The following is a 22,688-nucleotide window of genomic DNA, read 5'->3' as shown; positions in this document are numbered from 1 at the left end:
TGTTGATGTTCTAAATCACAGAATGATAAGACAGAATCTGTTCAATTCGATTCGTCAAGTGTAAAGGTTGAACAGATTGGTAATAGGACACCTCAAGGTGGATGATATAATTTATCATTAACTGGAAAATTTAATAATAGGGACAATACGGAATTATCTGTTGATTTCTATATGGAACATGAAGAGAATGTGCCCACCATTAAGGGTATAGGAATGTTAGATCAATCTTGTATATATGAAGAAGGTGTTTGGCACATATTTGTAGGGATCATTATAATACACTAGGGCTAATTCCAAACTAGATGCAAATATAATTTATTCATTACTAGCTCAGAAGTAAAAGCTTTTATTCTACTTTTACTTTTGAGCTAGATACCAAATTTTTTGTTAGTGTATGATTTTATGGTTTCCTAAGAATGACTTAAGAATTATTTTATATTTAGTTTAACCTTACTTTATTTCTTGTTGTTATACTTAGTTCATAAAATAAATAACCCAAAAGAAAGAGGTAATTCTTATGAACAAACTTATTACAGAAAAAAAAGTCAACAACGTCTCAACTGCTAACTATTTGAAACTTGGTCTTGTCTCAGCAATGTTTGCTGGAGGAGCATTCGTAGCTCTTGGTTCTACACAAGGTGTTTCAGCTTCAACTTTCACAGCACCGCAAGCAACACCTCCAAAAGCAGAACGTCAGTTAACAGATTCAGAACTTTATGAACGTGCCCAAAAACAAGTATTGCCAAGATATATCCAAGGTTCTCTCTCAGGTATCCTTAACCAGCATTCAACACTTTACAAACAACAAAATGCAGCAGTGACACCGCAAGTATCAAGCCCCAAATCAGAACGTCAGTTAACAGATTCAGAACTTTATGAAAGTGCCCAAAAACAAGTATTACCAAAATATATCCAAGGTTCTCTCTCAGGTATCCTTAACCAGCATTCAACACTTTACAAACAACAAAATGCAGCAGTGACACCGCAAGTATCAAGCCCCAAATCAGAACGTCAGTTAACAGATTCAGAAATCTATGAACGTGCTCAAAAACAAGTATTGCCAAATTATATTCAAGGTTCTCTCTCAGGTATCCTCAACCAACATTCAACTTTAAATGCTTAAATATATAAAGTAGATTAATGATTAAATAGTTAAGCTATTTAAAACAAATTGGAGCTAGTGTTACACTTTTCAAAGTGTAATACTAGTTTTTTTAGTATGCTGATGGCTCTTAGAGATCATACAGCTGATGAAAATACTAACTAAGCAGTGCAATCAGAGGACTTTCAAAGGCTGGTGCCAACATAAGGGATAGTTGAGGGTTGCAATACTATTTTTCCGAATATTACATGGCATAGTGTGATGAATAGGACTCCTCAAAATAGTATTTAGTGTTCTAAGTGTGATTAACTCATTTTAAGAAAAATTTTTTGTATTTTTAATCAAAAATCAAGCCCTATTGTTTTAAAAATGGTAGAAATTGCATTATAATAGTATTGTTGAAGATTATGTATAGAGAGGACTTTAATAATGACATTACCAATCTTTCTAGAGTTGGTAGAAATGAAAGCCAAAACAGCTAGTGTTTTACCATTTTTGATTGGTTTGTGTTTTAGTGCTTATTACTACAATTCAGTACACCCTGTATATGTCGGTTTATTCTTCGTTGCTATGTTTTTATTCAATATGTTCGTTGACATTTGGAATAATTACAATGATTATCGGAATGCTGTGGATTTGGATTATAAGAATGACACTAACATTATTGGTCGTGAGAACCTATCCCTACGCCAAATAGAAGTTATTATGGCAAGTTTAGTCATTACTTCTAGTATGATTGGTTTAGTTTTAGTTTCCCAAGTCGGTCTGCCTCTTTTATGGATGGGACTTTTTTGTTTTGGAATTGGTGTTTTATATTCCTTTGGTCCAAGACCTTTATCTAGTCTGCCCTTAGGAGAAGTATTTTCTGGCTTGACAATGGGATTTATGATTAGTTTAATTTGTGTATATCTAAACACTTATCAAAACTTTTCGTGGGATATCCTCAACTTAAGCAAAATTTTCTTGATTTCCTTGCCGAACACCTTATGGATTGCCAACCTAATGTTGGCGAATAATCTGTGCGACAAAGAAGAAGATGAAAAAAATCATCGCTATACCCTTGTACATTATACAGGGATAAGAGGTGGACTCTTGCTGTTTGCTATTTCTAATAGTATAGCTTTATTGGCAATTGTTTTTGAATTTCTTTTTGGACTTGCGCCTGTTACAGTACTCTTGAGTTTGTTATTAATACCATTTATTTATAAGCAGACAAAACTATTGTGGCAAAAACAGGTTAAGAGAGAAACATTTGTTTGTGCGGTACGTATTCTAGCACTGGGATCTGCAACCCAAGTCTTAACGTATCTAATTGGAATCATTTTTTAGAGGAGTTTTATCATGAAAGAAATCCTAGTTTTAGGTGCTGGTTATGCCGGTTTGAAAGCAGTTCGTAATTTACAAAAACAATCAGGTGATTTTCATATTACCCTTGTTGACATGAATGATTATCACTACGAAGCTACAGAATTACATGAAGTAGCTGCAGGCTCTCAGCCAAAAGAAAAAATTACATTCCCAATTAAGGATGTTATCAACACTAATAAGGTTAACTTCATGCAAGATGAGGTGCTTAGAGTCGATGCTGAAAATAAAACAGTAACAGTTAAAAATAACGGTGAACTCCATTATGATTATGTCGTAGTTGCCTTAGGCTTTGTATCTGAAACTTTTGGCATCAAGGGTGCTATGGAGAATGCTTTGCAGATGACCAATATTTCGCAAGCAGAAAACATCCATAATCACATTGTTAATACAATGAAGTTGTACCGTGAGACAAAAGATGAAAATCTTCTCAAACTCTTAGTATGTGGTGCTGGTTTTACAGGTATTGAGTTAGCCGGAGCTATGGTTGATGAGCGACCAAAATATGCTGCTTTAGCGGGTGTAAAACCTGAACAAATTGAAATTATTTGTGTAGAGGCAGCAACTCGCATCCTACCAATGTTTGATGATGAATTAGCGCAATATGGTGTCAACTTAATTAAGGATTTAGGTATTAATTTGATGCTTGGAAGTATGATTAAGGAAATCAAACCGGGTGAAGTTGTTTATGGTACTAGTAAAGAGGATGAAGAACTCAAATCTATTACCGCAGGTACTATCATTTGGACAACAGGTGTTAGTGGAAGTCCGGTTATGGGAGAATCAGGATTTGATCAACGTCGTGGACGTGTAATGGTCAACAGTGATTTGCGTGATCCAAAATACGATAATGTTTATGTTATCGGTGATGTGTCTGCATTTATGGACACTGAGTCTGGTCGCCCATTCCCAACAACAGCTCAAATTGCAACTCGTATGGGAGCTCATGTTGCTAAAAACCTTTTACATCAAATCAAAGGTGAAGCTACAGAAGACTTTTCGTATAGTCCGCAAGGCACAGTTGCTTCAGTAGGAAATACGCATGGACTTGGTGTTGTTGGAAAAACTAAAATTAAAAAATACCCTGCGTCGGTTATGAAGAAGATTATCATGAACAAATCACTTGTTGATATGGGTGGACTTAAAGAACTTCTAGCTAAGGGACGTTTTGATTTATATCATTAAGATATTAAAGTAAGTTATTTACCAATTGTTACGAAGCTAGGAAACTAGCTCTTGCAGATATTTCTATAAAAGAAATGATTAAAACAAAATAAGAGGTTTTGTATGACAATTGAAACTTTAGCTCGTTTTCAATTTGCGATGACTACAGTTTTCCACTTTTTCTTTGTACCATTTACAATTGGTACATGCCTAGTGGTTGCTATTATGGAGACAATGTATGTTATCACAAAAAATGAAGAGTATAAAAAATTGACAAAATTTTGGGGTAATATCATGCTCCTTAGTTTTGCGGTTGGTGTTGTGACAGGTATCATTCAAGAGTTCCAATTTGGAATGAACTGGTCAGACTATTCACGTTTCGTAGGTGATATTTTTGGAGCTCCATTGGCTATTGAAGCTTTATTAGCTTTCTTTATGGAATCTACTTTCCTTGGTTTATGGATGTTTACATGGGATAACAAAAAAATTAGTAAAAAATTACATGTGACATTCATTTGGCTAGTGGTTTTTGGCTCATTAATGTCAGCGATGTGGATTCTTACTGCTAATAGCTTCATGCAACATCCTGTTGGTTATGAAGTTGTAAACGGTAGAGCGCAAATGACTGATTTTCTTGCACTTGTAAAAAATCCACAGTTCTTCTATGAATTTACCCATGTTATTTTTGGTGCCATTACGATGGGTGGTACAGTGGTTGCTGGTATGTCAGCCTTCCGCCTCTTAAAATCAGAACAGCTGAAAGATACAACGGTTGAACTTTATAAGAAATCGGTTCGTATTGGTTTAGTAGTAGCACTTCTTGGTTCAATTTCAGTTATGGGAGTTGGGGATTTACAAATGAAAGCCTTGATTCACGATCAACCAATGAAATTTGCTGCTATGGAAGGTGATTATGAAGATTCGGGTGATCCTGCAGCTTGGAGTGTAGTTGCTTGGGCAAATGAAGCAGAACACAAACAAGTTTTTGGGATTAAGATTCCTTATATGTTGAGTATTTTATCTTACGGGAAACCATCTGGTTCTGTGAAAGGTATGGATACAGCTAATAAAGAATTGGTTGCTAAGTATGGTAAAGATAACTACTATCCAATGGTTAACCTACTTTTCTATGGTTTCCGTACAATGGCGGCGATGGGAACAGCTATTATGGGTGTTTCTGTTTTAGGACTCTTTTTAACTCGTAAGAAAAAACCAATTCTTTATAAACACAAATGGATGCTTTGGATTGTTGCTTTAACAACCTTTGCACCATTCTTAGCCAATACATTTGGTTGGATTGTGACAGAACAAGGACGATACCCTTGGACTGTCTATGGTCTTTTCAAGATTAAGGACTCTGTCTCTCCAAACGTTTCAGTTGCATCATTATTTGTTTCCAATACTGTGTATTTCTTGTTGTTTGGTGGTTTAGCGGTGATGATGATAAGCCTAACAATAAGAGAATTGAAGAAAGGGCCAGAGTATGAAGATGAACACGGACATCATGGTGCATATACTTCAATTGATCCCTTTGAGAAAGGAGCATACTAAATGAGTGCTTTACAATTCTTTTGGTTTTTCCTAATCGGCCTCCTATTTTCAGGATTCTTCTTCCTTGAAGGATTCGACTTTGGGGTTGGGATGGCTGTTCAAACTTTAACACATAATGAGCATGAAAAAGATCAAGTAGTAGAAACCATTGGCCCAGTTTGGGATGGTAATGAAGTTTGGCTTCTTACCGGTGGTGGAGCAATGTTTGCTTCTTTTCCATACTGGTATGCTTCACTATTTAGTGGTTACTATTTGATTCTCCTTACGATTCTCTTTGGATTAATTATTCGTGGTGTTTCCTTCGAATTTAGACATAAAGTTCCTGCAGAGAAAAAGCAGTTTTGGAACTGGACCTTAACAATTGGTTCCGCTATTGTTCCATTCTTCTTTGGGATTATGTTTATAAGTTTGATTCAAGGTATGCCACTTGATGCCAGTGGTAACTTATCAGCTCAATTCAGTGATTACTTTAATATATTCTCGTTGGTGGGTGGAGTTGCAATGGTATTGCTAGCCTATCTTCATGGTTTAAATTACATTGCATTGAAGACAGAAGGGCCAATTAGAGAGCGTGCCCGTAATTATGCTCAGTTGCTTTATTGGGTACTCTATCTTGGTTTAGCCTTGTTTGCAGTTCTCTTGTATTTCAAGACAGATTTCTTTAGCAATCATCCGATAGTTACGACAATTATGGTTTTGGTTATTGTTGTATTAGCTGTATTAGCGCATGCTTCAACTTTTAAAGGAGCAGAGATGACAGCATTTTTAGCGAGTGGTCTCAGTCTTGTTTCAGTGGTTGTTCTGTTGTTCCAAGGTCTATTCCCACGAGTTATGATTTCATCAATTAGCCCTAAATATGATTTGCTGATTCAAAATGCATCCTCAACGCCATATACTTTAAAAGTAATGTCGATTGTCGCAATTACTCTAGTTCCCTTTGTTCTAGCTTATACAGCATGGGCATATTATATCTTTAGAAAACGTATTACCTTGCCAGTGATTGTGACAGGAGAAAAATAATGCTAGATAAAGCGGTTATGCGCTTGTCAGGTATTCATAAGTTGTTAGGATTGCTTGCGGGACTTGATGTTCTTCAAGCAATCTTTATTATCGGACAAGCTTATTATTTGAGTCTTTCTATAACTGGTTTGTGGGAAGGGCAAAAACTTTCTTCTCAAACGGTTTATGTTTTGTTATTTATGGTCTCATATTTAGGCCGTCATGTTATTGATTACATCAAAAATAGAAAACTTGATGACTTTTCAACAGCACAATCTAGTCTTTTGAGACGTCAATTATTAGATAAGTTATTTGATCTAGGTCCTAAAGTCGTTCAAGAACAAGGAACTGGTAATGTTGTTACAATGGCATTAGATGGCGTTTCTTTAGTTGAAAATTATTTACGTTTAGTCTTGAATAAGATGATTAACATGTCTATTATCCCATGGATTATTCTAGCTTATATTTTCTATTTAGATATTGAATCAGGTGCAATTTTACTTATCGTTTTTCCTTTAATTATCATCTTTATGATTATTTTAGGCTATGCGGCTCAAGCTAAAGCAGATAAACAATATGAATCCTATCAAGTACTTTCTAATCATTTTTTAGATTCATTACGAGGCATTGATACTCTCAAATATTTTGGTCTTAGTAAACGTTATGGTAAAAGCATTTATCAAACTAGTGAATCTTTTCGTAAAGCAACAATGAGTACTTTGAAAATTGGTATTTTATCAACGTTTGCTTTAGACTTTTTTACAACTTTATCCATTGCTATCGTTGCTGTTTTTCTAGGTTTACGATTATTAAATGAGCAGATTTACCTTTTACCGGCTTTAACAATTTTGATTTTATCCCCTGAATACTTTTTACCCGTAAGAGATTTTTCTAGTGATTATCATGCAACGTTAGACGGGAAAAATGCATTTCAAGCGATTCAAAAAGTTCTAAACAAAACTGGTATTAAAGGTGAGCAATTAGTCATAGATGATTGGTCTAAAGAGAGTCGTTTGGATTTAGAAAACATTGCTATTGCGTACGACCAAAAACGTGTTGTTGAGGATGTAACCTTACGATTTAGAGGACATCAAAAGGTTGCTTTAGTAGGAGTTAGTGGTTCAGGTAAGTCTAGCTTAATTAACCTTCTGAGTGGTTTTTTAGGGCCTGATAATGGTTCTTTAAAAGTGGATGGTAGAGAAGTGACTAACCTTGATCAAGAAGATTGGCATAAACAGATGATCTATATTCCTCAAACTCCTTATGTTTTTGAAATGTCATTACGTGATAATATTACCTTCTATACTCCCAATGCTAGTGACGAAGAGGTGGTAAGAGCGATTCATATGGTAGGTTTAGATAGCTTGCTAAGCGAGTTACCTGACGGTTTAGAAACGCGTATTGGTAATGGAGCGCGTCCGCTTAGTGGAGGACAAGCCCAGCGTATAGCTCTGGCTCGTGCTTTTCTTGATCAAAATCGTCGTATTATGGTTTTTGATGAACCAACTGCTCATTTAGATATTGAAACAGAGTTAGAATTAAAAGAGAAAATGTTGCCACTGATGTCAGATCGTTTAGTTATCTTTGCAACTCATCGTCTTCACTGGTTGAACCAAATGGATGTTATAGTCGTTATGGAGAAGGGGAGAGTTGCAGAAGTAGGCTCTTATCAGGAATTATTAGCTAAAAAAGGATATCTCTATCAACTGAAGCATGCTATGGGAGGAAATGATGTTTAAAATCCCTTTGTTTAAAGAATTAAAGACAGATCAATGGATAAAACCATTTTTCAAACAATATAAAGTTTCCTTAGTAATTGCTCTTTTCCTTGGTTTTATGACTTTCTTTTCTGCCAGTGCTCTTATGTTTAATTCGGGCTATCTGATTAGTAAGTCAGCTTCACTACCGAGTAATATTCTTCTAGTATATGTTCCAATTGTACTAACACGTGCTTTTGGCATTGGACGTCCTGTTTTTCGTTATATAGAACGCCTAACGAGTCACAATTGGGTATTACGAATGACTTCACAGCTGCGCTTGAAGCTTTACCATTCCTTAGAAAGCAATGCTATCTTTATGAAGCGTGATTTTCGTTTAGGAGATGTTATGGGGCTTTTAGCGGAGGATATTAATTATTTGCAAAATTTGTATCTTAGGACAATATTTCCAACGATTATAGCGTGGATATTATATAGCTTTATTATTATTGCAACAGGCTTCTTTTCTCTATGGTTTGCTTTAATGATGTTGCTTTATTTAGCTATTATGATTTTTCTTTTTCCACTTTGGTCGATTTTAGCTAATGGTGCTCGTCAGACTCGTGAAAAAGAATTAAAAAATCATCTTTATACTGATTTGACGGATAATGTCTTAGGTATTTCAGACTGGATTTTTAGTCAACGTGGTCAAGAGTACGTCGCCTTGCATGAGCGTTCGGAAAGTGAACTCATGGCTGTTCAGAAAAAAATTCGTTCCTTTGATAATCGTAGAGCTCTTATTGTGGAATTAGTTTTTGGCTTTCTAGCTATTTTGGTTATTATTTGGGCTAGTAATCAGTTTATTGGTCACAGAGGTGGCGAAGCTAACTGGATTGCAGCATTTGTTCTAACAGTATTTCCCTTGTCAGAGGCATTTGCTGGTTTGTCTGCTGCTGCTCAAGAAACAAATAAATATTCTGATTCAATTCATCGTCTTAATGAATTATCAGAAACGTATTTTGAAACAACTCAAAATCAGTTGCCTAATAAGCCATACGATTTTTCCGTCAAGAATTTAAGTTTCCAGTATAAGCCACAAGAGAAATGGGTTTTGCATCATTTAGATTTGGATATTAAAGAAGGAGAAAAAATTGCTATTTTAGGGCGTAGTGGTTCTGGCAAGAGTACCTTAGCCAGTCTACTTCGTGGCGACTTGAAAGCAAGTCAAGGGGAGATTACCCTAGGCGGTGCTGATGTTTCAATAGTTGGTGATTGCATTTCTAACTATATTGGAGTGATACAACAAGCGCCCTACCTTTTTAATACAACCCTGCTAAATAACATTCGCATTGGAAACCAAGATGCTAGTGAAGAAGATGTATGGAAAGTTCTTGAACGAGTTGGATTGAAAGAGATGGTCACTGATTTATCAGATGGTCTCTATACAATGGTTGATGAAGCTGGACTTAGGTTTTCAGGTGGCGAAAGGCATAGAATTGCTTTGGCTAGAATCTTACTAAAAGATGTCCCAATTGTTATCTTAGATGAGCCAACTGTTGGACTTGATCCTATTACTGAACAAGCCTTACTAAGGGTATTTATGAAAGAATTGGAAGGTAAGACCTTAGTTTGGATTACACATCACTTAAAAGGTATTGAACATGCTGATCGTATCTTATTTATAGAAAATGGGCAATTAGAGTTGGAAGGTTCTCCTCAAGAATTGTCTCAAAGTAGCCAACGTTACCGTCAGCTGAAAGCCGCTGATGATGGTGATCTATGATGATTGATAGGTGCGATAAATAAATGATAATAAAAAAACATTCCCTAACTGCTTTTCTAGCATTGTGGAATGTTTTTTTATTATTTAAATTTTGCGTTTTAAAAGGTAATTAGTTAATTGTAGCAACTGTTTTTTTGCAGAGCTCTGGGGTAGCTTATTTATGTCACTAATAGCTTTTTCAGTAAATTTACGAGCTAGATGGCGAGCTTTGTCAACACCTCTATGGGAAACGACGAGATAAGCAATTTTTTCCATGTCTTCAGTAGCCATATCTGTTTTTTTATCTAAAATAGGTTTGAAAATATCAGGATTTTCTTCAATGGCAAGAAGTAGAGGAAGGCTGTAAATGCCTTGTGCTAAATCCTCTAAGACAGGCTTGTTAAATGTTTTTTTATCTGCAGTATAATCCAGGATATCATCCAAAATTTGGAATGTCATACCAATGTTAAATCCGATATGGCCTGCTAGACGAACAACCTCCTTCTCTGCACCACCAAAGTAAGCTCCTTCTTTGCTAGCTAATTTAAAGAGTTCGGCTGTCTTACCTGAAATCGCACGTAAATAGTGATGGATACCTTGTTGTTGATTGTAACGAAGGTGCATCTGGTCCAATTCTCCCATGAGAATTTTACGCATAGATTTTGCATTAATCCTCATAAATGGTGTATCAGCCATAGATTCTAAAATAAGATCGAAAAAGACTGTGAAAAGTAAATCCCCAGTGTAAACTGCGATGTCTTTGCCAAACTTGCTTTGAATGGTCATATTTCCACGTCTTAGTGGTGAGTCATCAATGACATCATCATGGATTAATGTAGCAACGTGAAGGATTTCTAAAGAAGCAGCGATTTTCTTTAGTTGCTGAGTATCTTGATTCTCCTTATTACCAAGTTGAGAAAAAAGGTAAAAGAATGCTGGTCTGAGCTGTTTTCCTCCCGCAGCTGTGAGTTGGCTTAGCGCCGCTTCAATATCTTTATTTCTGACCTGTATTCTTTCTTGAATTAGTTGATTGGTTTCATCAATATTTTTTTTAAGTTCAGGATAGTTATTCCAATAAGATGACATTAATCAGTCTCCCTCGCGTTGCTTTGTCACTCCATTCTACCTTATTTATTGAAATATTGCTAGGGTATCGTTTAGAGCTTCGAGTTGAGTTTGGAGGAGACTCTTCCAATTATTTATAGCTATTAAATTGAGTGCAAAGTCAAAGTTCTTTAAATTAACCTGAATATAGAATTTTCGATTTAAATGAGCAATCATAAGGATGGAAGTATCAGTAGTATTGCCAAAATACCAGAAATAATTCGAACTTCCGGAACCTTGTAAATCATCAACAATAGTTGCAACAACCTGTGGAATGTTTTTATTATCATGGTCAAAAACTGCTCCGAAGTTACTCTCTTGTAATAAATTGATCTGGTACCAAAAGTGTTGAGAATCATCAAACCGTTCTTTAGTGAGAAGTTTCATAAGTTAATTTCCTTGATTAGTTGGGATAGTTAAATAAGATTGACTTAAATCTACTGTTATAGAGTAACTAGCATTATCTCGAATGGTATGTTCAAAATCAGTTGTATAAAGGATAATCCTTAGATTATCACCTTTACTCAATTGATATATACTTGGTTGGAGGCTAAACTCGATATCAAACCATTGTTCTGGCTCGATAGCCTCAATTGTAAGTAAGTCTGTACGATTTTGAAGGTTCAAGACACCTTTACTGATGACACGATAATGATCTTTAGTAAACGGGAGTTCACGTAAAGCTTCTCTGGCAAAATTTTTACCATTATCAAGGCTGTTTAAGAATGTGATGGTTGGTGTATCTTTGAATCGTTTTTTAGGACCATAGTCTAAGATTTGGGCTGATAAAATGGCCTTTTTGTCACTAGTTTTAACACGTAGATGGAGTTTGCACTGTCCATTCAGGAGATAATTTTTCTTTAGAGGAAGATTAATAGTGATTTGATTGGTTTTATTATTTCCCTTGAAAAGATCATTTTTGAACACATTGAAGTCTTTACAATAAGTATCAAAGGCTTCTTTGTCATAATGGTTATCAATAAGTTTTTTACTATCACCTAAACCAATTTGCTCTTGATGGTTTCCTCCGAAAGCATCTAAAACTTGCCAAGTTTGCTCAGTAGTATTATCTTGCCAAATGACCTCTTCTAATTGGAAATGATTGTCAATGCCAAGTAGTTCTTGGCTTAGTAAGGCATTCATGCTTTCACGAAAATCAATCGACTGCCAATTATGCATATACACATGTTGACCTTGATGTAAAAAAAGGTGTTTTTTGATGGTTTGAGGCAATGCATTGAAAACTTTATAGACATGTCTTGGCTTAACATTCCAATCCTGTAGTCCATGAGTGTAAACTACTCGACTTTTGACATTATTGACGTGAGTTAGGTAATTACGGTCATGCCAGTATTGGTTGTAATCCCCACTTTGACGGTCAATTGCTTTTGATTGTTCATTTAACAATGCTTGATAGCAATCGTTGTTTTTGATGTAATCACCAGCTAAGAGGTTTCGTGAGTATGTTAATTCTGTTAAAACGTCTAAATCTTCACCGGGGTAGCCGCCTGGACTACACACAAGCCCATTTTCTCGATAATAATCATACCATGTGGAGATTGCGGCTTCAGCGATAATGACTTTCAGCCCCTCAACGCCAGTTGTTGCTAAACCAGTTGACATGGTACCAAGATAAGATTTACCTGTGGTTGCTACAAGGCCATTTGACCAATTAGCCTTGACTTGTTTATCTCGTTTATGACTTGTGAATGCAGTAACCTTACCATTTAACCAATCAATGACTGCTTTAAAGCTTTGTATTTGTTGGTAATCCCCACTGGTCATGAAACCCGTAGAGCCAGCAGTACCCACACCTGAAACGTATATATTAGCAAAACCCCGAGAAAGAAAATAGTCATTGAGACTATAACTGTCAATGTGTGTGAAGCTTTCAGTTGCAGGGCTGATGGGTAATTTTGAAGGATGTTTTACTTCTTCTTTAAATGGTTTTGTGTCAACTTGTATGTGTTTAGGTTGTTTAACTGCTAGCGCACCCTCCATTTGGTATGTTTTTTGGTCTGCGGCAGGATCATTGATACCTTGATGATAGGGGCTAGCTGTCATCATCGTAGGGATAGTATGCTCGGTAGTGGGTCTGATAATGTTAACTTTTACTAAATCATGTTCACCACTAGACATAGTATCTAAGGATGTTTCAACATAGACAACTTCGCGAATCAATTGGTTAGTATTGAAAGTGGCCAGAGACTTCCCATTGAAAAAATGGTAGTGATTATCTGCATGAAGTAAACCATCAGCAACTAATTGGTCGATTAATGTATTGCCAGATTTTCCACGACAGGCGAGTAAGTGATGTAGACTTTGAAAAATATTGTCATATGAGACTGGGAAGTTAATATCTTGTAAGAATGCTTTAGGGTCTTTAAAGTCTACAAAAGGGATAAAGCCTAATAACTGTAAATAAATCCATTGTAAATTTTCTAGTGTTAAGTCACTATTTGATTTAAAAAAGGTTAGAGCATCGGTTTTTGCATCAACGATAAGGAGACTAAGAGCGTAATCAGTATCAGTTTGATTTAAAAAAGAATGTCTGAGAAAAGCTTCCAAATTAGCTTTATCAGAATTCTTTTTGTTTAATGGAAAACCTAGTCCTTTGAGCTCTTCAAAAGCTTCGTTAGGTTTAGTTGGAATGTAGCTGAATTGATTATAACGCATAATATATCCTTTCTATTGTTATATTAAAATACAATATGATCTTTTAATTTCTCAACATTTGTAATAATGATATGTTGTTTTTCAATACGAATAATATGATCGTCTTTTAGTTGTTTCAAAATGCGGCTCACGCTACTTCCTGTGGATATTCCGCAAAATTTACCAAGTTCTTCGTTCGTGATAACAAAATTAATATAGATATCACCGTTATCTCGTTCTTCACCAAACATCTTACTGAGGTCATATAATTGTGTGGAGATAGCACCAATTCGACCATTAGTGAGCATACATTGCATTTTTTTCATAGATTTTTCAAGGCGGTTATGATAGAAATCTTTCACATATCCTTGCAGTTCAATATCATTATTGATATCTTTTAGGAAGGTAGAGCGACGTACTTTGTAAAAGTGGGCAGTTTCGGATTCGATTCGAACGTTGTAAGGTTCTCCCATGTGTTGGGAGTAGTCTGTATTTAGGATAGAAGTGATTTCTAAGCCTGTCACATAACGCAGATTGAACTCAGTACCATATTTAGAGAGAACACTTTGTTTAACAATACCATCTTTTAGGATATAAGTATAGTCTTCTTCTAAACTTTCAAATGTAAGGTATTTATGGTAGTCTTTTTCGATAATTGGAAGATTATGACTATTAATGTAATTTTGTAAAATTTGATGATTCATGACTTCCTCCAAATGTTTTAGGTTTGATAGACCACCTTAACATTTGTTAATGCAGTCTGATACTAGCACTTATATTATACCATTGAAATATCGTATCTTCTAATATTTTTGTAAAATGTTTATGAAAATGAAATTGAAAAAAGGAGCCATTTGCATTGGAAGACAAATTATTCAACAAACATTTTATAGGCATTACTATTTTAAACTTTATTGTTTATATGGTCTATTATTTGTTTACCGTTATCATAGCTTTTATTGCGACTAAAGAGTTAGGTGTTAGCACTAGCCAAGCAGGATTAGCAACGGGGATTTATATTGTAGGGACTTTGATTGCTCGTCTTATATTTGGTAAGCAATTAGAAGTTCTAGGACGTAAGTTAGTTTTACGTGGAGGGGCTATTTTTTACTTACTAACAACTTTAGCTTATTTTTATATGCCAAGTATCGGAGTAATGTATTTAGTTCGTTTCCTAAATGGTTTTGGTTATGGCGTCGTGTCAACAGCAACTAATACTATTGTAACAGCCTATATACCAGCTGATAAAAGAGGTGAGGGGATTAACTTTTACGGTCTATCAACAAGTTTAGCCGCAGCTATTGGTCCTTTTGTAGGAACATTTATGCTAGACAACCTTCATATTAACTTTAAAATGGTTATTGTATTATGTAGTATTTTAATTGCGATTGTAGTGTTGGGAGCATTTGTTTTCCCAGTCAAAAATATTACTTTAAATCCAGAACAGTTAGCTAAATCAAAATCATGGACTATTGATAGTTTCATTGAGAAAAAAGCAATTTTTATCACAATTATTGCATTTTTGATGGGTATCTCCTATGCTTCCGTGTTAGGTTTCCAAAAATTATATACAACAGAAATTAATTTGATGACAGTAGGAGCTTATTTCTTTATTGTTTATGCACTTGTCATCACTTTAACCAGACCATCTATGGGAAGATTAATGGACGCTAAGGGAGATAAGTGGGTGCTTTATCCAAGTTATCTGTTCTTAACTTTGGGACTTGCTTTATTAGGGAGTGCTATGGGAAGTGTTACCTACCTTCTATCAGGTGCTTTGATTGGTTTTGGTTATGGCACCTTTATGTCTTGTGGCCAAGCAGCATCAATCAAAGGTGTTGAGGAACATCGTTTCAATACAGCCATGTCAACTTACATGATAGGTCTTGATTTAGGGTTAGGTGCTGGACCTTACATTTTGGGACTTGTTAAAGATGGTTTTCTTGGAGCTGGTGTGCAATCCTTTAGAGAATTATTCTGGATAGCAGCGATTATTCCTGTTGTTTGTGGTATTCTATATTTCTTAAAATCATCTAGACAAGTTGAAACTAAAACTATATAAAAGGGAGGAATTAAGCTATGACACAAAAATATGAGCGTATTCTTATTGCTATTGATGGGTCTTACGAGTCAGAATTGGCGGTAGAAAAAGGGATAAATGTTGCTCTTCGTAATGATGCTGAATTACTGCTAACGCATGTTATAGATGCTCACGCTTACCAAAGTGAGGGAGTCTTTAGTGACTATGTTTTTGATAGGCAAGAACAAGAGTCAGCAGATGTGCTAGCCTATTTTGAGAAATTAGCACATTCAAAAGGCCTTACAAAGATTAAAAAAATTACTGAAATCGGAAATCCTAAGACTCTTTTGGCAAAGGATATCCCCATAAGGGAAAAAGCAGATTTAATTATGGTAGGCGCAACAGGATTAAACACTTTTGAAAGCCTATTGATCGGCTCAACTTCAGAATACATTTTACGTCATTCGAAAGTTGATATGCTAGTCGTTCGTGATAGTAAGAAAACCTTATAAACTAAATAAAATAGAGTACTAGGTAGTCCGAACCTAGTACTCTATTTTTTATCAAATATATTTGGTTAAAAATTTTATTAATTTTATTTTGTGATAAGCTTTACAATATTAAGCTTACTTGGTAGAATGGTTAATGTTGTAAATATTTTTTGGGGAGGAAACAAGGATTGATCGAAATCACTTGGACTGTGAAGTATATCACAGAATTTATCGCAACCGCTTTTCTTATCATCTTAGGAAATGGGGCTGTAGCTAACGTTGACTTAAAAGGCACAAAAGGAAATAATTCAGGTTGGATTATTATTGCAATTGGTTATGGTTTAGGTGTTATGATGCCAGCGCTTATGTTTGGTAATGTCTCTGGAAACCATATTAACCCAGCTTTCACACTTGGATTGGCATTTTCAGGTCTTTTCCCTTGGGCACACGTTGGACAATACATTCTTGCACAAATTTTAGGAGCAATATTTGGACAGTTAGTTGTCGTTATGGTTTATCAACCTTACTTTGTTAAGACAGAAAATCCAAATCATGTTCTTGGATCATTTTCAACTATTTCTGCATTAGATGATGGACAGAAATCAAGTCGTAAAGCGGCTTACATTAATGGTTTCTTAAATGAATTCGTTGGTTCTTTTGTTCTTTTCTTTGGAGCTTTGGCTTTAACGAAGAACTATTTTGGTGTAGAACTTGTTGGTAAACTTGTTCAAGCTGGTTATGACCAAACGACAGCAGCGACAAGGATTTCACCATACGTAACTGGTTCACTTGCTGTAGCTCACTTAGGTATTGGTTTCTTGGTAATGACTCTAGTTGCTTCTTTAGGTGGATCGACTGGACCTGCATTGAACCCTGCGCGTGACCTTGGTCCACGTATTGTTCACCGCTTATTACCAAAACAAATTCTTGGACAAGCTAAAGAAGATTCAAAATGGTGGTATGCATGGGTGCCAGTTTTAGCACCAATCGTAGCAAGTATACTCGCTGTAGCCTTGTTCAAACTATTATATCTTTAATAGTTAAAGAAAGATCGGTTTACCGGTCTTTTTTTGTTTTAAATATAAAAATCAGCCAGTCTTGCTAGCTGATTTCGTTTAATGATGACTTTTGGGCATAGTTTTTTTAAAGGAAGAACGTATTAACATTGCTCCAGTAAATAAAACAATACCTACAACCAGTGTTTTCAAGCTGTTAAGATCAAGGTTAGTTAAGAAGAGAACAGCGACAATAACGCCTAATATTCCCCCAGTAACCAGACCGGCAAAGCCGTTCCAATTAACACGACCACTCTTGATAAATTGTGTACTAGAAGCTGTCATTATCATAGCTGCATCTAGCATCATGACAGGCATAGCAACTGCAGGACTCAGTCCCATTAGGGAGAAGAAGATAAGTTCGGGAGCATAATTACCTAGTCCCATAGTCATTAATACACCAATAATAAAATTGAAGACGATACCAACAAATAACCAAATGCCGTGTAGACCATGCACTGAATCTGAAATACCAGCGCCAGGGTTAGTGATCATACGATAGAGCATAATAATAGCAGCTGTGATGAGCAGTGTTCCTAGAATACGTTGAACAGTAGGAGCGTGCCAATTTTTAGTCATTTTAGCTCCAACAAAAGCCCCAATAAAAGCTGCACCAGCCATTGTTATTAGTGTTAAAGCCTCTACTTTTACAACAAAAATAAAACAGAGTGACTGCAACAAAACTGGAAGTACGTGTGCAGCTGTCATTGTTGCGGGTATCTTACGATCGTCTTCAACAAGCTTAGTTAGTTTAAAAAATGTGGTCGTTGTTGCAAAAGAGCCGATACCAAGAGTATCGAGAGCATCAGTTACAAAACCGATCCACAAACCAGTGAAAAATCGTTTGAAAGGATTTATTTTTTGAGACCTAATATGTCTAACAATCTGATAAAAAGTGATAATCATGGCGATAATCAGAATAAGCTGAATCCCATGTAATAGTAGTGTTTCATTCATAATATCCAGTCTACAAAAAAATAGTGAAACTGTCAATTTGACTTTATGGTATTGAGAGCACAAAGATTCTTGCTAAATTATCTAAAATTATCTAAAATAGACTAGACTGAACAAGGAGGAATTTATGACGTTATTTCATTCATTGACATTTAAACACCCAGTATTACGTGTTAATAATAGAGACTTGAATATTGCATTTTATCAGGAGTCTCTTGGATTTAAATTGATAAGTGAAGAAAATGCAATCGCAGTTTTCTCAGCATGGCAGAACAAAGAGGCTAGCTTTATTATTGAGGAATCCCCAACTTATCGTACTCGTGCGGTGAATGGTACTAAGAAGTTAGCAAAGATTATTGTTAAGTCTCAAGATGCAAAAGATATTGAAAAGCTTTTGGCAAATGGTGCGCAAGCCATTCAAGTATATCAAGGTCAAAATGGTTATGCCTATGAAACAGTTTCGCCCGAGGGAGACCTTTTCTTACTTCATGCTGAAGATGATTTGTCACAATTAGTGGCAATTGAGCGCCCAGAGTTAGAAAAAAAAGATGACACTACAGGTCTATCAAACTTTGCTTTCCAATCTATTAGTTTGAATGTACCTGATGCCGTGAAAGCTGAAGCTTTTTACGATAAAGTATTTGCTGGGAAGTTCCCAATTAATTTATCTTTCAAAGAAGCACAGGGACAAGATTTGCAAATTGCTCCAAATGAAACTTGGGATATTGAGATACTAGAATGCTGTGTTAATGAAGATACTAATTTAAATGACTTGAAATCAACTTTTGAATCATGGGGACTTGATGTTTACCTTGATTCTAAAGAAAAGATTTTAGTCATCTCTGACACTAGTAATATTGAGATTTGGATTTCAAAAGAATGATTAAAACTAATACCGTTTTAGAACTCATTAAGGAGCAAATCAAAGATAATCTTTATCATGGTGCAAGCTTAGCTATTTATGAAAATGGAGAGTGGCACGAACATTACTTGGGGACAATTGATGGCAATGAGAAAGTTAAAGCGGGATTGGTCTATGATCTAGCCAGTGTATCAAAAGTTGTCGGCGTGGGAACTTTACTAGCAAAGTTAGTTTATCAAGGGACTATTGATATTGATAAGCCATTAAGGTATTATTACCCTACGTTTCATCATCAGACGTTAACTGTAAGGCAATTAGCTACACATAGCAGTGGAATTGACCCTTTTATTCCAAATCGTGATCAGTTGAATGCTACTCAGCTGAAAGATGCCATTAATCATATCAAGGTTTTGGAAGATAAATCGTTTAAATACACTGATATTAATTTTCTTTTACTTGGTTTTATGTTAGAAGAGGTATTAGGGGATAGTTTGGATAAACTTTTCAAACGTTATATTTTCACTCCTTTTCAGATGAAAGAAACCTCTTTTGGTCCTAGAGTAGAAGCTGTTCCAACTGTAGCCGGTATTAACGATGGTATTGTACACGATCCTAAAGCTAAGGTATTAGGAAAGCATACTGGTTCTGCAGGTTTATTTTCAACTATTGATGATTTACAAAGATTTTCTATTCATTATTTAAAAGATGATTTTGCGAAGCCTTTGTGGAATAATTATAGTTTGAGTAAATCAAGATCATTAGCTTGGGATATAGATAAGGATTGGATAAACCATACTGGTTATACTGGTCCTTTTATTGCACTAAATTATCAAAAGCAGGCAGCAGCTATTTTTTTGACAAACAGAACCTTTTCCTATGATGACCGTCCACTTTGGATTAAGAAACGACGACATGTACAAGAGGCGATAACATCGTACTTTGAATAAAAAACTTCTCCTAGAATTTTCTAGGAGAAGTTTTTTATAAAAGTTGGATAACATTTATGGGAGTTACTTCCAATACTTTACGCAGAAAAGGGTATTTTTCTTTAACAATTTCAAAATCGCTTCCTGCTTCTAATAGCTTAGCAGTTCCTTCAATTCTAAAGCCTGTACCTTGATAACCATCACGACCCTCGACTTCACGGCTGCCCAGAGTCATAATAATTTTAGAATTATTATCGAGATCATTTCAAGATGAGTCATTCCTGCTGCAGGAGCTAATATACGCTGGTCATCTGTAATAGTCAGGTAGCTATTCCAAGTGTTTGTAACGTGAGGAGCTAATTCGGTCCAGCTTGTTATCGAAACGACACCCTCATATTTTAGAACTTGAAGAAATTTGTGATTTAACATTAGGCCCCTCCTTGAGGTTATATAAAGAAGTAATTAGTACTATTGATAATATAGATAAAAGTAGGTTTGATATAATCAAACCTACTTCATCGAATACAAACTAGTTAGTTAATGCATCGTCCATTGAAAGTACTTCATGGAAGACACGTTGTGTTAACTCAGTTTTTTGCTCAGGAGTTAGATATTTAGTATTGACACAGTAACCTGAGATACGAACGATAACATCTTCACCATTCATAATCTTGTCATAGACATCTTTAAGGTCCATGACATTCAAGTTAACGTGTTGACCACCGTTTTCAAAGTAACCATCAAGGACTGTTACCAAGTTATCAACTTGTTCATCAAATGTTTTACCAAGAGCGCGTGGAGAAACTTGAGTTGTCAATGAAATACCATCATTTGCATGAGCGAAATCAAGTTTAGAAAGTGAATTCAAGTTTTGTAACCAGCCACCTTTAGCTTTGTTAGAAGGGTTAGCACCTGGTGAGAAGAATTCTACTTTAGAAAGGTTTACACTACCATCTTCATTGAGATATACTCCTTTATGTACCGGTGAGTTACCAGTTTGTTTAGAGTAAGCAACGTTTGATGTGATTGTAAGAAGAGAAACAGTTGCTTCAGCATCTTTATAAAGTTTGTGTTTAGCAAGGCGTCCATGGAAGGCTTCAAGTAACCATTCAGCGATTGAGTCAACACGATCATCATCTTCACCATAACGTGGGAAGTCACCAACTGTTTCGTAGTCGTAGATGTAACCATCTTCGTCACGGATTGGTTTAACAGTAGCGTATTTAATCGCAGATAATGAATCGACAGTATTTGCAAAACCACAGATACCAAATCCCATATTAGCACGTACATGTGAAGGTAAGAATGCCATTTGTACAGCTTCATAGTTGTATTTATCAGTCATGTAGTGGATGATATTCATCGCATCAACATAAGTATCAGTCAACCAGTCAAGAGATTTTTCAAAGTTAGCTTTTACAGTGTCAAAGTTGAGTACTTCGTCACGAATTGGGTCGATGTCAAATACTTTGTAATCTTTATGAACATCATCATAACCACCGTTAAGACCAGTAAGAAGTGCTTTCATAACGTTAACACGAGCACCAAAATATTGAAGGTTGTGACGTTTGTCTTCGTTTTCTGGATCAAGTGGAGATACACAACATGAAATACATGACATTTCACCGTAGCCTTCTTTAGCCATTGTTGATACACCTTCATATTGGATTGAAGAGTGTTTATGACTCATTGACATACAGTAGCGACGGAAAGCATATGGTAATTGATCTGACCAAAGAACAGTTAAGTTTGGTTCTGGTGAGTTACCGATATTGTCAAGTGTATTTAAGAAACGATAGTCCATTTTGGTAACACGATGACGTCCATCAGCTCCCATACCTGCCATTGAAGTTGTGATAAAGGTTGGGTCACCTGAGTAAAGGGCATCATAAGCTTTAGTACGAGCAAATTTTACAGTACGGAGTTTAAGGACAAAATCATCAACAAATTCTTGGATTTCTGATTCTGTGAATGTACCGCGAGCGAGGTCACGTTCTGCAAAGATATCAAGGACAATAGGAACACGTCCAAGTGATGTTGCAGCACCATTGATAACACGACATACAGCCATGAAAGCAATGTTCACCCATTGAATGGCTTCTTTAGTGTTCATGGCTGGTTTACGAACATCTACGCCGTAAAGGTCACCAAGTTTTACAACTTCACCAAGAGCTTGGTATTGAAGGTTGATTTCTTCACGAAGACGAATTGACTCTTCATCAATATCATTCAATGCATTCCAGTCATTAACTTTTTCTTGCATCAAGTAGTCAGCACCGTAAACAGCTAGACGAGCATATACACCAATGATACGTCCGCGTGAATAAGCGTCTGGAAGACCAGTAACAGTGTGTGCATGGCGAGCACGACGAATGTTAGAAGTATAAGCGCGGAAGATACCATCATTTACTGTTGTAGCGTACTTAGTGAAGATTTCGTGAACAGCTGGATCAGGTTCATAACCATTTTCTTTAAGTGTAGTTTCCGCCATACGGATACCACCTTTAGGCATGAAATTCAATTTGAAAAGCTCGTCGTTTTGAATACCAAAGATAAGCTCGTTATCTTTGTCGATAAAACCAGCTGGTAATTCAGAAATTGAAGCAACACGAGTATCCATTGGGAAGCGAGTTTCTTCATAGTGAGCTTTTGTTTCTTCAATCACTTTTTTGATGTGAAGTGAACGTTCAGTTGCTCCAGCTAAGAAGCTTTCATCTCCATCGTAAGGTGCATAGTTTGCTTGAACGAAGCGAGCAATACTTGCTTTTTCTTTCCAATCAACACCTTTAAAGCCTTCCCAAGCTTGTTCAAAGATATCTGTGTTTGTTTTAACTGTTGCCATAGTTTTCTCCTTAAACATTGTGACAGATTTAATTTTGTTTACATATCCATTTTAGGAAAAAGTAAACGTTTTCGCAAGCATATTTCTTGACAAAATTATGATTCTTTTATAATACAGTTTTTTTAATCTGTATCATTAA

18 protein-coding genes and 1 pseudogene are annotated in these 22,688 nt (G+C 35.8%); 12 read left to right on the top strand and 7 right to left on the bottom strand.

Translation table 11 applies throughout. From position 1 onward, the window contains the following. Positions 1–517: 517 nt before the first annotated feature. From A6J68_RS10290 to cydC, 7 genes are all read left to right on the top strand, one after another. The gene (locus A6J68_RS10290; RefSeq protein WP_001037495.1) at positions 518–1,123 is read left to right on the top strand and encodes a hypothetical protein; all 606 of its coding nucleotides are present in this window, start codon (positions 518–520) and stop codon (positions 1,121–1,123) included. A gap of 408 nt (positions 1,124–1,531) precedes the next feature. After that, on the top strand, positions 1,532–2,431 hold the full coding sequence (locus A6J68_RS10285; protein ID WP_000174552.1) for a prenyltransferase: 900 nt from the start codon (positions 1,532–1,534) through the stop codon (positions 2,429–2,431). 12 nt (positions 2,432–2,443) lie between these two features. Further along, a complete protein-coding gene (locus A6J68_RS10280; protein WP_000659003.1) occupies positions 2,444–3,652 on the top strand; it encodes an NAD(P)/FAD-dependent oxidoreductase in 1,209 nt (402 codons plus the stop codon). 102 nt (positions 3,653–3,754) lie between these two features. After that, complete coding sequence (locus tag A6J68_RS10275; RefSeq protein ID WP_000151500.1) at positions 3,755–5,182, top strand: cytochrome ubiquinol oxidase subunit I; 1,428 nt, start codon at positions 3,755–3,757, stop codon at positions 5,180–5,182. Beyond that, entirely contained in the window at positions 5,183–6,202 is a 1,020-nt protein-coding gene (gene cydB, locus A6J68_RS10270; protein ID WP_001275291.1) for a cytochrome d ubiquinol oxidase subunit II, read from the top strand. Continuing rightward, positions 6,202–7,920 (top strand): thiol reductant ABC exporter subunit CydD, encoded by a 1,719-nt coding sequence (gene cydD / locus A6J68_RS10265; RefSeq protein WP_000884542.1) that lies wholly within the window; start codon positions 6,202–6,204, stop codon positions 7,918–7,920. Before cydB ends, cydD begins: the two co-directional genes overlap by 1 nt. After that, complete coding sequence (gene cydC / locus A6J68_RS10260; protein ID WP_000472826.1) at positions 7,913–9,661, top strand: thiol reductant ABC exporter subunit CydC; 1,749 nt, start codon at positions 7,913–7,915, stop codon at positions 9,659–9,661. Before cydD ends, cydC begins: the two co-directional genes overlap by 8 nt. An 84-nt stretch (positions 9,662–9,745) precedes the next feature. Here the strand turns inward: cydC and A6J68_RS10255 are convergent, their stop codons facing one another. The 4 genes from A6J68_RS10255 to A6J68_RS10240 are packed head-to-tail and all read right to left on the bottom strand — an operon-like array spanning position 9,746 to position 14,103. Continuing rightward, positions 9,746–10,726: a polyprenyl synthetase family protein gene (locus tag A6J68_RS10255; protein ID WP_000100665.1), complete on the bottom strand. Its 981-nt coding sequence runs from the start codon at positions 10,724–10,726 to the stop codon at positions 9,746–9,748. Between the two features lie 45 nt (positions 10,727–10,771). Continuing rightward, positions 10,772–11,131 (bottom strand): hypothetical protein, encoded by a 360-nt coding sequence (locus A6J68_RS10250; protein WP_000771946.1) that lies wholly within the window; start codon positions 11,129–11,131, stop codon positions 10,772–10,774. Between the two features lie 3 nt (positions 11,132–11,134). Beyond that, positions 11,135–13,420, bottom strand: coding sequence for a Xaa-Pro dipeptidyl-peptidase (locus A6J68_RS10245; RefSeq protein WP_001270173.1), 2,286 nt, complete (start codon positions 13,418–13,420; stop codon positions 11,135–11,137). A gap of 23 nt (positions 13,421–13,443) precedes the next feature. After that, positions 13,444–14,103, bottom strand: coding sequence for a Crp/Fnr family transcriptional regulator (locus A6J68_RS10240; protein WP_001016380.1), 660 nt, complete (start codon positions 14,101–14,103; stop codon positions 13,444–13,446). A 155-nt stretch (positions 14,104–14,258) separates the two neighbouring features. On the opposite strand from A6J68_RS10240, the gene A6J68_RS10235 reads away from it, so the two are divergent. From A6J68_RS10235 to gla, 3 genes are all read left to right on the top strand, one after another. After that, entirely contained in the window at positions 14,259–15,461 is a 1,203-nt protein-coding gene (locus tag A6J68_RS10235) for an MFS transporter (protein WP_000389617.1), read from the top strand. Positions 15,462–15,478: 17 nt separating this feature from the next. After that, entirely contained in the window at positions 15,479–15,931 is a 453-nt protein-coding gene (locus tag A6J68_RS10230; RefSeq protein ID WP_000192463.1) for a universal stress protein, read from the top strand. A gap of 167 nt (positions 15,932–16,098) precedes the next feature. Continuing rightward, positions 16,099–16,947 carry an aquaglyceroporin Gla gene (gene gla, locus A6J68_RS10225; protein WP_000570238.1) on the top strand — a complete coding sequence of 283 codons (849 nt, stop codon included), beginning with the start codon at positions 16,099–16,101 and terminating at the stop codon, positions 16,945–16,947. A gap of 78 nt (positions 16,948–17,025) precedes the next feature. On the opposite strand, the gene A6J68_RS10220 is transcribed toward gla, so the two are convergent. After that, on the bottom strand, positions 17,026–17,922 hold the full coding sequence (locus tag A6J68_RS10220; protein ID WP_001006192.1) for a sulfite exporter TauE/SafE family protein: 897 nt from the start codon (positions 17,920–17,922) through the stop codon (positions 17,026–17,028). A gap of 124 nt (positions 17,923–18,046) precedes the next feature. Between A6J68_RS10220 and A6J68_RS10215 the strand changes: the two genes are divergently transcribed. Continuing rightward, positions 18,047–18,802, top strand: coding sequence for a CppA family protein (locus tag A6J68_RS10215; protein WP_000171840.1), 756 nt, complete (start codon positions 18,047–18,049; stop codon positions 18,800–18,802). Next, positions 18,799–19,728 (top strand): serine hydrolase domain-containing protein, encoded by a 930-nt coding sequence (locus A6J68_RS10210; RefSeq protein ID WP_000598176.1) that lies wholly within the window; start codon positions 18,799–18,801, stop codon positions 19,726–19,728. Before A6J68_RS10215 ends, A6J68_RS10210 begins: the two co-directional genes overlap by 4 nt. A gap of 34 nt (positions 19,729–19,762) precedes the next feature. Here the strand turns inward: A6J68_RS10210 and A6J68_RS10205 are convergent. Then, positions 19,763–20,136 (bottom strand): annotated as a pseudogene (locus A6J68_RS10205) (pyridoxamine 5'-phosphate oxidase family protein). 100 nt (positions 20,137–20,236) lie between these two features. Next, entirely contained in the window at positions 20,237–22,549 is a 2,313-nt protein-coding gene (gene pflB / locus A6J68_RS10200) for a formate C-acetyltransferase (protein ID WP_000246708.1), read from the bottom strand. Positions 22,550–22,688 lie beyond the last annotated feature (139 nt).

Origin of the sequence: Streptococcus sp. 'group B', from assembly GCF_002073795.1 — a bacterium.
GTDB lineage: Bacteria > Bacillota > Bacilli > Lactobacillales > Streptococcaceae > Streptococcus > Streptococcus agalactiae.
This window is presented reverse-complemented; position numbering and strand designations above follow the sequence as displayed.

Coding starts and splice junctions, on each gene's coding strand:
- pflB (WP_000246708.1), bottom strand. CDS start 22,549: ATGGCAACAGTTAAAACAAACACAGATATCTTTGAACAAGCTTGGGAA.
- A6J68_RS10240 (WP_001016380.1), bottom strand. CDS start 14,103: ATGAATCATCAAATTTTACAAAATTACATTAATAGTCATAATCTTCCA.
- A6J68_RS10245 (WP_001270173.1), bottom strand. CDS start 13,420: ATGCGTTATAATCAATTCAGCTACATTCCAACTAAACCTAACGAAGCT.
- A6J68_RS10275 (WP_000151500.1), top strand. CDS start 3,755: ATGACAATTGAAACTTTAGCTCGTTTTCAATTTGCGATGACTACAGTT.
- A6J68_RS10250 (WP_000771946.1), bottom strand. CDS start 11,131: ATGAAACTTCTCACTAAAGAACGGTTTGATGATTCTCAACACTTTTGG.
- A6J68_RS10285 (WP_000174552.1), top strand. CDS start 1,532: ATGACATTACCAATCTTTCTAGAGTTGGTAGAAATGAAAGCCAAAACA.
- A6J68_RS10210 (WP_000598176.1), top strand. CDS start 18,799: ATGATTAAAACTAATACCGTTTTAGAACTCATTAAGGAGCAAATCAAA.
- A6J68_RS10255 (WP_000100665.1), bottom strand. CDS start 10,726: ATGTCATCTTATTGGAATAACTATCCTGAACTTAAAAAAAATATTGAT.
- cydD (WP_000884542.1), top strand. CDS start 6,202: ATGCTAGATAAAGCGGTTATGCGCTTGTCAGGTATTCATAAGTTGTTA.
- A6J68_RS10290 (WP_001037495.1), top strand. CDS start 518: ATGAACAAACTTATTACAGAAAAAAAAGTCAACAACGTCTCAACTGCT.
- A6J68_RS10215 (WP_000171840.1), top strand. CDS start 18,047: ATGACGTTATTTCATTCATTGACATTTAAACACCCAGTATTACGTGTT.
- A6J68_RS10220 (WP_001006192.1), bottom strand. CDS start 17,922: ATGAATGAAACACTACTATTACATGGGATTCAGCTTATTCTGATTATC.
- cydC (WP_000472826.1), top strand. CDS start 7,913: ATGTTTAAAATCCCTTTGTTTAAAGAATTAAAGACAGATCAATGGATA.
- A6J68_RS10230 (WP_000192463.1), top strand. CDS start 15,479: ATGACACAAAAATATGAGCGTATTCTTATTGCTATTGATGGGTCTTAC.
- cydB (WP_001275291.1), top strand. CDS start 5,183: ATGAGTGCTTTACAATTCTTTTGGTTTTTCCTAATCGGCCTCCTATTT.
- A6J68_RS10280 (WP_000659003.1), top strand. CDS start 2,444: ATGAAAGAAATCCTAGTTTTAGGTGCTGGTTATGCCGGTTTGAAAGCA.